Source organism: Pseudomonas laurylsulfatiphila, from assembly GCF_002934665.1.
In the GTDB taxonomy this organism is placed as follows: domain Bacteria; phylum Pseudomonadota; class Gammaproteobacteria; order Pseudomonadales; family Pseudomonadaceae; genus Aquipseudomonas; species Aquipseudomonas laurylsulfatiphila.
This window is the reverse complement of record NZ_NIRS01000003.1, coordinates 1-13,852: the sequence shown is the minus strand read 5'-3', so window position 1 is coordinate 13,852 and position 13,852 is coordinate 1. Positions and strand designations below refer to the sequence as shown.

Below are 13,852 nucleotides of genomic sequence, written 5' to 3'. Positions count from 1 at the left end.
CTGACTGGGCGCCTTCGCGAGCAGGCTCGCTCCCACAGGGGACTCTGCATCGGCCAGGATGGTTTCTTTCGACGTCATGCCCCTGACTCCTGAATCGCCCGCACCACGGTGTCGAGGTTGCCGGTCATTTCCTTTTCGTACTTGTCGGCGGTGTATTCGCCGTAGGAAATATGCGACAGCGGATGCAGCTTCACGCCGGATTCGCGCTGGATGGTGTCGACATAAGTGGAGGGAAAATCCATCTCCGAGAAGATCACCTTCACGTCCAGCTCACGCAGTTGGTCGATGGTCTTTTTCAACTGGCTCGGGCTCGGCTCGATGCCGTGGGCCGGCTCGACTACGGCTGTCACTTCCAGGCCGAATTCGCGCAGCAGGTAGTCGTAGGCGGCGTGCACCGTGGCCACGCGCAACTCGGCGTTCGGCGCCTGGGTCAGTTTGGCCAGGGCATCGGCGCGCATCTTGCGCAGGCGCTTGCCGTAGGCGCGGGCGTTCTCGGTGTAGGTTTTGGCATTGGCCGGATCGAGCTTGCCCAGTTCCCGGGCGATGTTGTTGACCTGGGCGATCGAGGCGCTGATCGACAGGAAGGTATGCGGGTTCACCACTTTGCCGGCACCCCGGGCGGCAACACCGGTGGCGGCGAGCAGCGGCACGTTTTCATTGGCTTCGATCACCGGCACGTTCGGGGTTTCGCTGGCGGCGATCATGCGGTCGGCGAAATCATCATGGCCTACGCCGTTAAGCACGATCACGTCCAGCCCGCTGATGCGCTTGATGTCTTCGGCGCGGGGTTCGTAGGCATGCGGGTTGAAACCGGCCGGAATCAGCGGCACCACTTCGGCCTTGTCGCCGACGATGTTCGCCACGTAGCTGTAATACGGGTGCAGGGTGATGCCGATGCGCAGGCGCTTGGCTGCGTCGGCACTGGCGAAGGATGGCAGCAGGCAGGCCAGCAGGCCGATCAGCAGCACGCGCAAGATAGAACGTTGAGATGAAATGGGCATGGGAAAGCGGTCTTCTCTCGGGTGAGGGCGAGGGTTCAATGCCGGTGCTGGCGGGTTACGCCGGCATCGAATTGCGCGACGATCTGTTGCCAGCCGGCGCTTTCGAGCGCGCTGTCGCTGAGGTCGGCCGGGGCGGTGAGCGTGCTGGCGCGGTTGAGCCAGATGTCCGGAGCGTCATCGGTGGCGGTCAGGCGCATCAGGAATGAACCGGCGACCGTCGGCGTCTGGCTCTGGCCGAAGTAGGCCTTGGAGTTGAGCAATTGCCAGGCATGGCTGCCACGGCTGACGGAGCTGGCATCCCGGGCAAACGGGGCAAAACCCTCGTCGGCGAGGGCCGCGGGAGTCGGCAGGGTTTGTTGTTCCTGGCGCAGCAAATGAATCTCGTCCAGGGTCACCCGCAAATCGGCGTAGATGCCTTGCTCGGCAGCGCTGAGGTCGCGACGCGCATCCAGTTGGTGGCTGTTGACGCTGCTCACCTCATGGGATTCCCCGCGCCAGAGCACCACCGAACCGGCGACCGCAAGGATCATCAGGCACAGCAGCAGGACGTAGAGGGTTTCGTGGCCGGCACCGGCCGGGCGCACCACTTGGGTCGTTGAAGTATTCATGGCGCCTGGATGTCCGCCTGGTCGATTTCCACCACGTGACCGGGGCCTGCGTCGAACAGCACGTAGAACTCGGCGCCGGGTTTCTTGAACGTCAGGGTCGAGTCGGCTCCGAGTTTGCCAGGCACCAGAATGGTTTCGTCGTAGCCGATCACATCGAGGGTCACGCCCGGAGCGCCGCTGCCGTCGGAAAAACCACCGGTGCATTTGATCTGCTCGGCGTCGATGGCCTTGCATTCGCACATCGGATTGTGGGCCAGGGCGCTGGCGCTGAAGCCGGCGCAGAGCAGCAGCAACAGGGTGTTGAGGGGACGAAGCGGGTTGATCATGGTTTGCCTCCTTGTTTGTTCAGCCAGGCGATGGTGGCGGGAGAGGCCTGGCTCAAAGGAATGGATGCCTGATGCATGGCGCCGTCCCAGCCTTCCATGGTGATCCACAGCTCGGCGTCGGCCGTGGTCTTTTCCGGGACGGGCAGTGAAGCGCCCATGCGGTACGGCGTGCCGAAGAAAATCACGCCGGCGGCGCGCAGGCTGCGGGGTTTGCCGATGCGCAGGTAGGTGGCCTTGACCTGTCCGATACAGGCCTCGCACAGCGCTGCGTTGAAACCCTTCATGTAGCCGGCCGGGCCATCGAGCGTGGGGGCGGCGTTGCGCAACTCCGCCAGGCGCAGGCTCCAGGGGCCGACCTGGACTTCGCCGACTTCGCGTTCGCCCAGGCCACTGTCGCCACGCATCAATGCTTCATCTGCGAAGTACTTGGGCATGAAGCCGAGTGGAATCAGCAGCAACAGGACATTCAGGTGAAAGCGCCATTTGTGCCAGAACAGGTTCAGGCGCGAGGGTTGTGAGACCGCAATGTCTTTGCTCACAGGTTGGCCTCCGATGTTTCCTTGCGGGTGGCCGGTTGCGCCGTGGCGCTGCGCGGTGTCCTGTTGCTGCGCTTGAAGGCATTGGCCGTGGCCAGTGCCGTGCGCTTGGTCCAGATCAGCAAGCCGCTGAGCACCATCATGCTCAGCAACAGGCCGAAGAACGCCCAGATCAGCTTGATCCACAGGCCACCGAAGTCGCCGGTGTGCAGCGGGCGCATGGACTCGGTGACGAACTCCAGGGCCGAACGGTCGGAAATCAGGCGCGAGGCGGCGATTTCGCCGGTGTACGGATTGAGGGTCGCGGTCTGGAACATCAGTGGATACCAGCCGCGTCCCCCGACATCCAGATGGCTGTAGGCATTGCCCGGCAGGCTGACGAAGCTGGCTTCCAGCCCGGAGATTCTCTGCGTGGCAATTTCAATCGCGCGATCAAGGTCGATGCGCGGCGGGGGCGACCCATCGGGCGACAGCGGTACCGCTTCGCGGGACATCGCCGGAATGATCTTTTCCGTGGAGATGGAAATCTGGTTATCGAACAGCAAGGCCTGGATCAGGAACCAGGTGCCGGTGATGGAAATCACCGCGATGAACCAGATTGACCAGATGCCGCTCAAGCGATGGAAGTCGCCCCAGAAAATCCGCGCTCCGTGGCGAATCCGCAGGGTCGGGCGGAAAAAGCCTTTCCAGAAACGTTTGTAGACCACCAGCCCGGTGACCAGCGAAGCCAGCAGCGGCAAGCCGAGAAACGACACAAGGTACCAGCCCCAGCTGTAGCCGTTGGTGAACGGCACCAGCCACCAACCGTGCAGCGCCCGGGTGAAGGCGCGGAAGTTGAACTCCGGCGCGACGCCCTGGATCACGCCGCTGTATGGATTGACATAAATCACCACCGAGCGTCCGTCGGGATAGCTGACTTCGACATCCAGCGCGAAGTGCGACTCGTCGGGCCGACTGATGCTCTGCACCACGGTCTGCGGCTCGGCCTTGTTGATGGCCTCGATGACCTGCTGATAGCTGAGCAGTGGTGCATCGTCCGAGGGCTGGCTGGCGCGCATGGGCGGGTTGGCCAGCCAGACGATTTCCTGGCTGATCACCGCCAGGGTGCCGGTCACGCAGACGATCAGCACGAAAAACCAGATCGGCAGCGCCAGCCAGCTATGGACCAGGAACCAGATTTTTGAACGGGATTTCTTTGACATATTGAAGGTCTTGCCTGGATGAGAGGCAGCTCGGCTGCGGGCTTCGCAGGGATGAGCGCCCTGAAGGTCCAGTCGTGGCTTTTGCCTACGCGACAGGACTGCATCTAGATAAGACGGATGAGCAAAGAAAATCCCGAAAGGGAAAATGAAAGTAAATGTTTCGCATTAGCGAGACGGTGGGAGGGGGCGGGGCCCCTGTGGGAGCGAGCCTGCTCGCGAAGAGGCCCGCTCCGACATCGAAGATTTCAACCCTGCTGAAACATTTCCTTCGCCCGTTGTTCAATCTGTTCCTGAGTCAGGTCTTCCTTGCGCGTCGCCAGGAACCACAGGTGCCCGTAGGGATCCTTCAAGGTCCCCGAGCGATCGCCGTAAAACTGATCCTTGACCTCCGATACAACGGTGGCACCGGCATCGATGGCCTGTTTGTAGGACTTGTCGACATCCGTCACATACAAATGCAGACCCACGGACGGCGAATTGTCCGGATTGCTCAGCGGTCCTTGATCGCACGGTGTGCCCAGCATGATCGGGCAATCGCCGATGCGCAGTTCGGCGTGACCGATGCCACCATCGGGCATGGCCAGGCGCATGACCTCAATGGCACCGAAAGCTTTCTTGTAGAAATCGATGGCTTCGGCAGCTTTGTGGATGCCCAGATAGGGGGTGATGCTGTGATACCCCTCCGGAATGGGTTTGACACTCATGATGGATCTCCCTGTTCTTGTTGTGTGAATGGAAAGTACCTGCTTCGTTGTACAGCCGAGTAAATATAGGTCAGCCGCTTTCGCCTCACCGAGCGCCCGACGAGCAGCAACGCCACACAAGTGCCATCAGGTCGGCTCCAGCCAGTGCGCTCCCGGCCCGCGCTCTCCCAGCACATCGCCTGCGTTGCGCAGTGGACAAGCCTCCATCGACAGGCAACCACAACCGATGCAGCCGTTGAGCCGATCGCGCAGCAGGGTCAGTTGGTTGATGCGCTCATCCAGATCCCGGCTCCATTGCGCCGACAGGATTTTCCAGTCCGCCGCCGTCGGCGCCCGGTTGTCGGGCAGTGATTTGAGCGCTTCGCCGATCTCCGCCAAAGGAATCCCCAGGCGCTGGGCAACCTTGATCAATGCCACCCGCCGCAGCACTTCCCTGGGGTAGCGGCGCTGGTTGCCCTGATTGCGGTTGCTCTTGATCAGCCCTTTGGACTCATAGAAATGCAGCGCCGTGACCGCCACACCGCTGCGTGCCGCGACCTGGCCGACGGTGAGTTCCTTATGCAGGTTTTCCGGGGTGATCATTTAAAAATTGCCTCTTGACCTCTAGTTAACTAGAGGTTTTAGCCTGCACGCCTTCGGATCGCAAGATTCGCCTTACCTGTGAGTGGGGACATTTCATGCAAACCTCAGCGAAGAATCGCAGCTTTACCCAACTGATCGAGTTCCAGATCGAGCCGCATCAACAACCCGCGCTGGTGTTGGCCTTGTCGGCACAGACCGAACATATGGCCCGACACCTCCGCGGTTTTCTCAGTGCCAGCATCCAGGCCAGTGACGATGGCCGGCGCGTACTCAACTATCTGCAATGGCAAACCCGCGAAGCAGGGGAGGCCGCGTTCCAGGCCTTTGAAAACGGCGAGCAGGATTTCTGGCAGTTGATCCGCGTCCATCAGGCGAAGTCAGTGACCTTCGGATCGTTCCAGGTGCTGCACAGCCTGGAGCGCAGCCACGACAACGCACTGCATTGCAGTCTGGTGGGCGAGCGTTGATAAGGACAATGATCGTCATTTCCTGATAGCCACTATTGAAAGCGTTGATTTCTGCTGTCCGGAAGGCGCGGGTAGCCTGTGTTCATTGCCTCGAACCCAGTTGCCAGGACGCCAGAAATGAAACCGATGATCGCCACTTTGCTGATGCTCGCTGTCTCCGTACTCGCCGGATGTGCCAGCCATGTTTCCCCGGAGCTTCGGCCTTACACGGCTGAAGAAAGCAAGGAACTGGCGCTGGAGGCGCTGAACCGGCGCGGATTGTCCTTCGACGAATACCACGCGAAAAAAGCCGAACTGCTCGGCCAGCCGCAAAAGTCGTTCAGCTACGACAACCAGGGGGAAATGAACGCCGGGCGATCTGTACAGCTTCACGGACGTCCAAGCTGAGGCAAAACTGTACTGCTCCAAGTTTCGCGTAACTGTCCATGGGTTTCGCCCAAGGTGTGCGATAGGGTCTACACCTGACCGACCCTGACGGACTGCCACCCATGACGCTCTCACTCGATCTGCTGCTGGGCTTTGCCCTGTTCGCCCTCGTCACCTCGATCACTCCCGGTCCGAACAACACCATGTTGCTGGCATCCGGGGTGAACTTTGGCTTCAACCGCACGATTCCGCACATGCTCGGCATCACTTGTGGCTTCTTTGTACTGGTGGTGGCGGTCGGCTTCGGCCTTGGTGCGGTATTCCAGGCTTACCCTTTGCTCTACACCGTGCTGCGTTACGTGGGGGCGGCGTATCTGCTGTATCTGGCGTGGAAAATCGCTCATTCCGGGCCCATGTCGGAGAGTCAGCAGAGCGAGGCGAAACCGATCAGCTATCTGGGCGCCGCCGCGTTCCAGTGGGTCAACCCCAAGGCCTGGATCATGGCCATTGGCGCCATCAGCACCTACACGCCGATGCAGGGTTACTTCACCAATGTGATCGTGATTGCGGCCGTCTTTGCCATCATCAACCTGCCGAGCGTTGGTGTCTGGGCCGCTTGCGGCACGCTGTTGCGCAACGTTCTGAAGGATCGCCGCTGGCTGCGCCTGTTCAATTGGGGCATGGCCGCGCTGCTCGTGGGGTCGTTGTATCCGCTGTTGCTCGAAAGCTTTAGCTGACGCATTGCTTCAACCGGTTGCCCGATGCCTGTTAAGCTGACTTTTCAGGAGCGTTCCTACGCACTATTAAATGAAGTAGTCCTTCTTTAACGGCATCCGATCAGGTATTGGTAACGTTCTGAAAACAGCGCGCAGCTCACAAGGCTGCGCTTTGCCGTTTACAGTCACGAGCTTCCTGATCCCGGAACACGCTCTGCGAGTCTTTTATGAACAAACGTCCGTTGTATTTCGATTACGCCGCCACCACGCCGGTGGATGAGCGGGTCATCAAGGTGATGGTCGAGTGTCTGGGTTTTACCGGCAATTTCGGCAACCCGGCCTCAAGCTCTCATGTTTTCGGCCAACAGGCCCGGCAATCGGTGGAGCAGGCGCGACGCCAGGTCGCCGAACTGGTCGGCGCGACACCTGAACAGATCGTCTGGACCTCAGGCGCCACCGAATCCAACAACCTCGCGCTCAAAGGCGTAGCCCAGGGCCGCGGCACTGGCGGTGGCCACATCATCACCAGCCAGATCGAACACAAGGCCATTCTCGATACCGCCAGGCAACTGCAGGATGCCGGTGTCGCCGTGACGTACCTGGTGCCGGATGCCGATGGGCTGATCACTGCGCAAGCGGTCAGCGAAGCCATGCGCGAAGACACCTTCCTGGTGTCGCTGATGCTGGTCAACAACGAACTGGGGACGCTCAACGATATTCCCGCCATCGGTCAGGTTGTGCGTGAACGCGGGGCGTTGTTCCATGTCGACGCCGCACAGGGCGCGGGCAAAGTGGCGATCGACCTCGGGCAGTGGACGGTGGACCTGATGTCGTTTTCCGCGCATAAACTGTACGGCCCCAAAGGCATCGGTGCGTTGTACGTCGGTCCGCGTGCCCAACAACGATTGCAGGCACAGATCCATGGCGGCGGGCATGAGGGCGGTCTACGTTCCGGTACCCTGGCGACCCATCAGATCGTGGCCATGGGCTCGGCCTTTGCGCTGGCGGCGGCTGCGTTCGATGAAGAGAAAGCCACCATCGTGCGATTGCGTGAACGCTTGCTCGAGCAATTGCAGGACATTCCCGGCGTGCGTCTCAACGGCAGCCCGATCCGGCGCATTCCCCATACCCTTAGCCTGACCTTCGCAGAAGGCGAATTCAACCCGGCGGCGTTGCTGGCCTCGATCGCGTTTTCCGCGACCTCGGCCTGCAACTCCGCGAGCAATACTCCATCCCATGTGCTGCTGGCCCTGGGGCACGATGCCCGCTCGGCCAGCCGCACCATCCGCTTGAGCCTCGGGCGTTTTACCACCGAGCAGGACATCGACCAGGCGGTTCAACTGATCAAGGCAGCCTGCGCCAGTGCTCCGGCATTCTGGCAATAGGGCGACGAAGCGCCGACGTTGATCGGCACTCAACAATAATGATGAAGTGGTTAGCAGGAGACACGATGAATACGCAGCTTTCGATCAATGGATCGGTGCCCCGGCGCCTGGCGCAAACCCGCGAACTGATGAGCCGGGAGGGCATACACGCCTTGCTGGTGCCGTCGGCCGACCCACACCTGTCCGAATACCTGCCGGGTTACTGGCAGGGGCGCCAGTGGTTGTCGGGTTTCCATGGCTCGGTCGGCACCCTGATCGTGACCCCGGATTTTGCCGGCGTCTGGGCCGACAGCCGTTACTGGGAGCAGGCGACCAAGGAACTCAAGGGCAGCGGCATTGACCTGGTCAAGCTGCAACCGGGTCAACCCGGGCCACTGGAATGGCTGGCCGAGCAAACCCCCGAGGGTGGCGTTGTCGCGGTCGATGGCGCGGTCATGGCCGTGGCGTCTGCACGGACCCTGGGCGCTAAACTTGAAGAGCGTGGCGCCCGTCTGCGCACCGACATCGACCTGCTTGGCGGAGTCTGGAGCGACCGCCCAAGCCTGCCGAACGAACCGATCTATCAGCACTTGCCTCCACAGGCGACCGTCAGCCGTGGCGAAAAACTCGCCAAACTGCGTGAAACCCTTCAGGCCCGCGGTGCCGACTGGCATTTCATCGCTACCCTCGATGACATCGCCTGGCTGTTCAACCTGCGTGGCGGCGACGTGTCGTTCAACCCGGTATTCGTTTCCTTCGCCTTGATCAATCAGCAACAGGCCACGCTGTTTGTCGCCCTGAGCAAAGTCAGTGCCGAACTGCGCGCCATCCTTGAACAGGACGGCGTGACCTTGCGCGATTACAGCGAAGTCGCCGCCGCACTGCGCGCCGTGCCGAGCGGCGCGAGCCTGCAAGTCGACCCGGCGCGGGTCACGGCGGGGTTGCTGGACAACCTCGACAGCGGGGTGAAACTGATCGAAGGCCTGAACCCGACCACCCTGGCCAAATCGCAAAAAAGCCTGGCCGACGCCGAACACATCCGCCAGGCCATGGAGCAGGACGGCGCAGCGCTGTGCGAATTCTTCGCCTGGCTGGACTCGGCGCTGGGCCGTGAGCGCATCACCGAACTGACCATCGACGAAAAACTCACCGCCGCCCGTGAGCGCCGTCCGGATTACGTGTCGCTGAGCTTCAATACCATTGCCGCCTACAACGCCAATGGCGCGATGCCGCACTACCACGCCACTGAAGAGGAACACGCGGTCATCGAAGGGGACGGTCTGCTGTTGATCGACTCCGGCGGCCAGTACCTGGGCGGCACCACTGACATCACGCGGATGGTTGCGGTGGGCACCCCGACCGATGAGCAAAAGCGCGATTGCACCCGTGTGCTCAAGGGCGTGATTGCCTTGTCCCGCGCGCAGTTCCCGAAAGGCATTCTGTCGCCGCTGCTCGATGCCATCGCCCGTGCGCCGATCTGGGCGGAAAGTGTCGACTACGGTCACGGCACCGGTCATGGCGTCGGTTACTTCCTCAACGTTCATGAAGGTCCGCAAGTCATCGCCTATCAGGCTGCACCTGCCCCGCAAACGGCGATGCAACCGGGCATGATCACGTCCATTGAGCCGGGCACCTATCGTCCGGGCCGTTGGGGTGTGCGGATCGAGAACCTGGCGATGAACCGTGAAGCAGGCAAAAGCGAATTCGGTGAGTTCCTGAAGTTCGAAACGCTGACCCTGTGCCCGATCGACACTCGTTGCCTGGAAACCACGCTGCTGACCGAAGACGAAAAGCAGTGGTTCAACGCCTACCACGCCGAAGTGCGCGAACGCCTGAGCCCATTGGTCGAGGGTGCGGCCCTTGAATGGCTGAACACTCGTACCGCGGCTATTTGATTGCTTTCAGTTCGGGCGCTGTCTCCAGCGCCCGGCTCATGTAGTCGACAAAGGCTTTGACCCTGGCGGATTGGCGACGATTCGCCGGGGACACGGCATGAATCGGTAGCGACTGTGCTGTGTAGTCCTGAAGAATCGCCGTCACTCTCCCGGCTTTCAGATCCTCGCTGAACAACCACACCGGCGACAGCGCAATCCCCAATCCCCCCAGCACCAGTTCGCGGATCGCCTCGGAACTGTTGCTCTGCGCATTGCCCTTGATCCGCACCTGGTGACGCTGGAATCGGCAGAAACCGCCCATGCACTGCTCTTGTCGGGAGCGGCAAAGGGGCGGTTGGTCATCGAGGTCTAACTCAGGGCTTCGAGCACGAAGTCCAGTCGATCCTGGCCGAAGTACAGCTGGTTGTCGACAAACATGCTCGGAGCTCCGAATACGCCTCGCTGTACGGCTTTTTCGGTGTTGTCCTTGAGCGCCGTCTTGATTTCTTCATCGGCGGTCAGGGCCAGCACTTCCTGTGGGTTGAAGCCGTTTTCGCTGAGCACTGCCGCGACGGTTGCCGGTTCGTCCAGGTTGCGGCCCTCTACCCAGATGGCCTTGAACAGGCAATCGAGGAAGGCGGCAAAGCGTTCCGGGTGGCGCAATTGCATGCCCGTTACGGCGCGCATGAGCATCAAGGTGTTGATCGGGAAGTGCGGATTGAATTTGAGGGGCACGCCGTAGCGTTTGGCGTAGCGGTCCAGGTCCTGAAACATGTAGCGGCCCTTGGCCGGAATAGTCGCCGGAGAAGCATTGCCGGTGGCTTTGAATACGCCGCCCAGCAAGAACGGAATGTAGACCAGCCGGGTATCGGTCTGTGCGCAAATCTTCGGTAGCTGGGTATAGGCCAGATAGGTGGCGGGGCTGCCGAGGTCGAAGTAGAACTCCACGGTTTTGCTCATGTTCAAGGCGCTCGTCTTATTGTTGTGTGTGGGCGATTACCAGCGTTCGCTCCAGGGGCGAAGGTCCAGCTCGAAGGTCCAGGCATCGCGGGGCTGGCTGTGCAGGTACCAATAGTTTTCAGCGATATGCTCGGGATTGAGGATGCCATCCTGATCCTTGGTAGCGTATTTCTCGGGGAAACTTTCACGGATGAAATCAGTATCGATGGCGCCATCGACGATGACATGGGCAACGTGAATGTTCATCGGCCCGAGTTCCCGGGCCATGCTTTGCGCCAATGCCCGAATGCCATGCTTGGCACCCGCAAATGCGGCGAACCCGGCAGCACCACGCATGCCGGCAGTGGCACCGGTGAACAGGATCGTGCCGCGCTGGCGCCTGGCCATGCGCTTGGCCACTTCACGGGCATTGAGAAAACCGGAAAAACAGGCCATTTCCCAGATCTTGAAATACTTGCGGGCGGTTTCTTCGAGAATGCTGCACGGCACGTTGGCGCCGATGTTGAAGACAAATGCTTCGATGGGGCCGAGCTGGCTTTCGATCTGCTCGACCAGCGCGATCACGTCTTCTTCTTTACGTGCATCGCAGGCAAACCCGTGGGCCTCGCCGCCATCAGCCTTGATGGCCTCCACCAGTGGCTGGAGCTTGTCCGCGCTGCGGCGAGTGACGCAGGCGACAAACCCTTCCTGGGCAAACCGCTTGGCAATGGCGCCGCCCGTGGCATCACCTGCACCGACGACCAATACGACCTTCTTGTTATTCATGGGTGGATCCCTTTGGTAAACGATCGTTAACTAAACGAACGTTATGCTATGATTTGACGGACGTCAAGGTGAGCAATTCAGGGGGAAGGGCAATGCGTTATTCGGCCAGTCACAAGCTGGAAACCAGGCAAAAGCTGCTGGAAAGCAGCGCGTTGTCGGCCAAGAAGTCCGGTTTTTCCACGGTGGGTGTAGACGGCCTGATGAAAGCCATTGGCTTGAGTGGTGGGGCCTTCTACAGTCACTTCTCGTCGAAAGACGAGTTGTTCGCAACCATTGTCGAACGTGAATTGGGTCAAAGTCTGGCGCGACTGGGCGAAGGGCAGGACCGTGACAAGCTTGAGCGCTGCCTGAAAATGTACCTGAGCATGTCTCACGTCGAGAATGCGGAAACTGGTTGTGCGTTACCGGCATTGGGGGCGGAAATTGCCCGTTCCGATGTGAGTGTCCGCCAACAGGCAGAGCACTGGATTTGTCGCCTTCAGGAAAGTTGGGCGGGTGTGCTGCAAAGCGACAGCCTGGCGTGGGCAATTCTGTCGCAATGCATTGGCGCGTTGGTCGTGGCACGCATGTTGGCTAGCCCGGATGTCCAGCGCACGGTGCTGAAGTCCAGCTACGAGGAGATCGGCCGTCAGATCGCAAGTTCGGGAACCTGACGCGACGGCCCTGCCTATTTGCAGATGACAATCATGCTGCGGCTGGTATAGCCCGCGGGGTTGAGGCCAAACGGATAATCACCGGGCTCTTCCACGGCGTCTCCCGACTTGGCGATGACCTTGTACCCCTTGGGTGCGCAGGAGTTGGCAGCGCTGGCGTAGCATTTGTCCCAGGACGAAGACAGTCCGGAACAGTTGATGTGTAGGCCTTTCCTGCCGTGCTTGATCTGTGTGTCGGATGTCGCTGCGCAGCCCGCAATTGCAAGTACGGCGACCAGCATCAAAAATCGTTTCATTACTGTCCTTATAGCGTCCCCGGATCTTGTGCCCGGGTCTGGCTGCATTCGCTTTCGCTTGAAGCGTAGCGATATCCCTATCTGAAATTGTCCATGGCATGACTCTGGGTGCGGGGCTAAACATGGCTTAATTGAGCGGCAAATACCAGACCTGCGTCATATCGGCTATCAATCTGTCGCGACTGCTGGCCTGGTGGCATTGCCCATGGTCATGGTTGCACCGACGGAGGCCAGGATGATGCACATGATTGCCATCCACTGCGACAGCGAGAGGTATTCATGTAGGAACAGTAAGCCTGATAACGCGCCGAAGGCGGGCTCGATGCTCATCAGCGTACCGAAGGTTCTGGCAGGCATGCGGGTCAGGGCGACCATCTCCAGGGTGTAGGGGAGGGCGGTGGACAAGACGGCGACGCCGAGGGCTACAGGGATCAATGATAGGGTCAGCAAAGCGGAACCCGCATGGACAATACCGATAGGGGCTACGAAGAGTGCTGCGATCATTACCCCTAGGGCGGCGGTTTGCACGCCATTATCGGCCCCCGCTTTTTGCCCGAACAGAATGTACAGTGCCCAGCAGACCCCCGCCCCCAAGGCATAACCGGCGCCTACCAGATCAATTCCTGCGCTCGCTTCTCCAGTCGGTATCAGCAGCAGCAAGCCGACGGCGGCCAGGGCGATCCACAAAAAGTCGATCGCGCGACGCGAGGCGTAGATCGCCACGGCCAATGGGCCGGTGAACTCAAGCGCCACCGCGATGCCCAGCGGTACGGTTTGCAATGACATATAGAAGAGGAAGTTCATGCCGCCCAGTGCCATCCCGTAGACGATGACGGTGCGCAGGGACCTTGCGGTGAGCTTTGCCCGCCATGGACGCAGTATCAGCATCATGATCACACTGGCAAAAATCAGCCGTAATGTTGTCGTCCCCTGGGGGCCGACAACGGAGAACATGCTTTTGGCCAGGGAAGCTCCGGACTGGATCGACGCCATGGCTATGAGCAGCAGCCCAACCGAGAACAGGGTAGAGGCCAGGCTGCGAGGCTGATCATTCATTACGTGGCATCGTCCGAAATATGGGAATCAAGGGTGTTTCTGTTTGTGTTGGGCAATATACTGCGCATTCCCCGCAGGCGCGTCTATATATAAGCAGTGTTTTTGCACATATCGGTAGAAAACCTGAATCAGTGCTTGACGGCAGATTCTGGAGGCCTATAATTCGCCCCACTTCCGGCGCAGTCGAAACGGAAAACTCCTTGGTAAACAAAGAGTTACGCAGTTTTCGACAGCGGGTTGCTTCAGGTCATCGAAGCGTAAAGGAAGTTGAAAAAGAGGTGTTGACAGCAGCGAGTAACGCTGTAGAATTCGCCTCCCGCTGACGAGAGATCGAAAGCGCAAGTGGTTGAAGTTGTTAAGGATTCCTTGAAAACTT

18 protein-coding genes are annotated in these 13,852 nt (G+C 60.1%); 6 read left to right on the top strand and 12 right to left on the bottom strand.

Features of this window, described 5'->3' with window-relative positions:
- Positions 1 to 74: 74 nt before the first annotated feature.
- The 7 genes from CD175_RS10495 to soxR all read right to left on the bottom strand — a co-directional run bounded on the left by CD175_RS10495 (position 75) and on the right by soxR (position 4,959).
- Positions 75 to 1,001, bottom strand: coding sequence for a metal ABC transporter substrate-binding protein (locus tag CD175_RS10495; RefSeq protein ID WP_104448873.1), 927 nt, complete (start codon positions 999 to 1,001; stop codon positions 75 to 77).
- Positions 1,002 to 1,036: 35 nt separating this feature from the next.
- Positions 1,037 to 1,609, bottom strand: a complete 573-nt coding sequence (locus CD175_RS10490; RefSeq protein ID WP_104448872.1) for a DUF6162 family protein — start codon at positions 1,607 to 1,609, stop codon at positions 1,037 to 1,039.
- A complete protein-coding gene (locus CD175_RS10485; RefSeq protein ID WP_095968110.1) occupies positions 1,606 to 1,935 on the bottom strand; it encodes a hypothetical protein in 330 nt (109 codons plus the stop codon). The genes CD175_RS10490 and CD175_RS10485 overlap by 4 nt, the downstream gene beginning before the upstream one ends.
- A complete protein-coding gene (locus CD175_RS10480) occupies positions 1,932 to 2,474 on the bottom strand; it encodes a PA2404 family protein (protein ID WP_104448871.1) in 543 nt (180 codons plus the stop codon). The genes CD175_RS10485 and CD175_RS10480 overlap by 4 nt, the downstream gene beginning before the upstream one ends.
- Positions 2,471 to 3,673: a PepSY-associated TM helix domain-containing protein gene (locus CD175_RS10475; RefSeq protein ID WP_104448870.1), complete on the bottom strand. Its 1,203-nt coding sequence runs from the start codon at positions 3,671 to 3,673 to the stop codon at positions 2,471 to 2,473. The genes CD175_RS10480 and CD175_RS10475 overlap by 4 nt, the downstream gene beginning before the upstream one ends.
- Before the next feature lie 245 nt (positions 3,674 to 3,918).
- Positions 3,919 to 4,377: a VOC family protein gene (locus CD175_RS10470; protein ID WP_104448869.1), complete on the bottom strand. Its 459-nt coding sequence runs from the start codon at positions 4,375 to 4,377 to the stop codon at positions 3,919 to 3,921.
- Positions 4,378 to 4,503: 126 nt separating this feature from the next.
- Entirely contained in the window at positions 4,504 to 4,959 is a 456-nt protein-coding gene (soxR, locus tag CD175_RS10465; RefSeq protein ID WP_104448868.1) for a redox-sensitive transcriptional activator SoxR, read from the bottom strand.
- 95 nt (positions 4,960 to 5,054) lie between these two features.
- Here soxR and CD175_RS10460 point away from each other — a divergent pair, with 95 nt between their 5' ends.
- The 5 genes from CD175_RS10460 (at position 5,055) to CD175_RS10440 (ending at position 9,767) form a co-directional block, all read left to right on the top strand.
- Positions 5,055 to 5,426 carry an antibiotic biosynthesis monooxygenase gene (locus CD175_RS10460; RefSeq protein ID WP_104448867.1) on the top strand — a complete coding sequence of 124 codons (372 nt, stop codon included), beginning with the start codon at positions 5,055 to 5,057 and terminating at the stop codon, positions 5,424 to 5,426.
- 117 nt (positions 5,427 to 5,543) lie between these two features.
- Positions 5,544 to 5,813 carry a hypothetical protein gene (locus CD175_RS10455; RefSeq protein WP_007973410.1) on the top strand — a complete coding sequence of 90 codons (270 nt, stop codon included), beginning with the start codon at positions 5,544 to 5,546 and terminating at the stop codon, positions 5,811 to 5,813.
- Positions 5,814 to 5,914: 101 nt separating this feature from the next.
- The gene (locus CD175_RS10450) at positions 5,915 to 6,529 is read left to right on the top strand and encodes a LysE family translocator (RefSeq protein WP_104448866.1); all 615 of its coding nucleotides are present in this window, start codon (positions 5,915 to 5,917) and stop codon (positions 6,527 to 6,529) included.
- A gap of 206 nt (positions 6,530 to 6,735) precedes the next feature.
- Complete coding sequence (locus CD175_RS10445; RefSeq protein WP_104448865.1) at positions 6,736 to 7,893, top strand: cysteine desulfurase family protein; 1,158 nt, start codon at positions 6,736 to 6,738, stop codon at positions 7,891 to 7,893.
- Between the two features lie 65 nt (positions 7,894 to 7,958).
- The gene (locus CD175_RS10440) at positions 7,959 to 9,767 is read left to right on the top strand and encodes an aminopeptidase P family protein (protein ID WP_104448864.1); all 1,809 of its coding nucleotides are present in this window, start codon (positions 7,959 to 7,961) and stop codon (positions 9,765 to 9,767) included.
- Here CD175_RS10440 and CD175_RS10435 read toward each other — a convergent pair.
- The 3 genes from CD175_RS10435 to CD175_RS10425 are packed head-to-tail and all read right to left on the bottom strand — an operon-like array spanning position 9,760 to position 11,471.
- Positions 9,760 to 10,200 (bottom strand): LysR substrate-binding domain-containing protein, encoded by a 441-nt coding sequence (locus tag CD175_RS10435; RefSeq protein WP_338066213.1) that lies wholly within the window; start codon positions 10,198 to 10,200, stop codon positions 9,760 to 9,762. The genes CD175_RS10440 and CD175_RS10435 overlap by 8 nt on opposite strands.
- The gene (locus CD175_RS10430; RefSeq protein ID WP_104448863.1) at positions 10,116 to 10,706 is read right to left on the bottom strand and encodes a 2-hydroxychromene-2-carboxylate isomerase; all 591 of its coding nucleotides are present in this window, start codon (positions 10,704 to 10,706) and stop codon (positions 10,116 to 10,118) included. The genes CD175_RS10435 and CD175_RS10430 overlap by 85 nt, the downstream gene beginning before the upstream one ends.
- A gap of 36 nt (positions 10,707 to 10,742) precedes the next feature.
- Positions 10,743 to 11,471: an SDR family oxidoreductase gene (locus CD175_RS10425; RefSeq protein ID WP_104448862.1), complete on the bottom strand. Its 729-nt coding sequence runs from the start codon at positions 11,469 to 11,471 to the stop codon at positions 10,743 to 10,745.
- Between the two features lie 92 nt (positions 11,472 to 11,563).
- Between CD175_RS10425 and CD175_RS10420 the strand changes: the two genes are divergently transcribed.
- Positions 11,564 to 12,124: a TetR/AcrR family transcriptional regulator gene (locus tag CD175_RS10420; RefSeq protein WP_104448861.1), complete on the top strand. Its 561-nt coding sequence runs from the start codon at positions 11,564 to 11,566 to the stop codon at positions 12,122 to 12,124.
- Positions 12,125 to 12,138: 14 nt separating this feature from the next.
- Here CD175_RS10420 and CD175_RS10415 read toward each other — a convergent pair whose 3' ends face one another.
- Both CD175_RS10415 and rhtA read right to left on the bottom strand, forming a co-directional pair.
- Positions 12,139 to 12,420, bottom strand: coding sequence for a hypothetical protein (locus CD175_RS10415; RefSeq protein ID WP_104448860.1), 282 nt, complete (start codon positions 12,418 to 12,420; stop codon positions 12,139 to 12,141).
- Positions 12,421 to 12,588: 168 nt separating this feature from the next.
- Complete coding sequence (gene rhtA / locus CD175_RS10410; protein WP_104448859.1) at positions 12,589 to 13,476, bottom strand: threonine/homoserine exporter RhtA; 888 nt, start codon at positions 13,474 to 13,476, stop codon at positions 12,589 to 12,591.
- Positions 13,477 to 13,852: the final 376 nt, after the last annotated feature.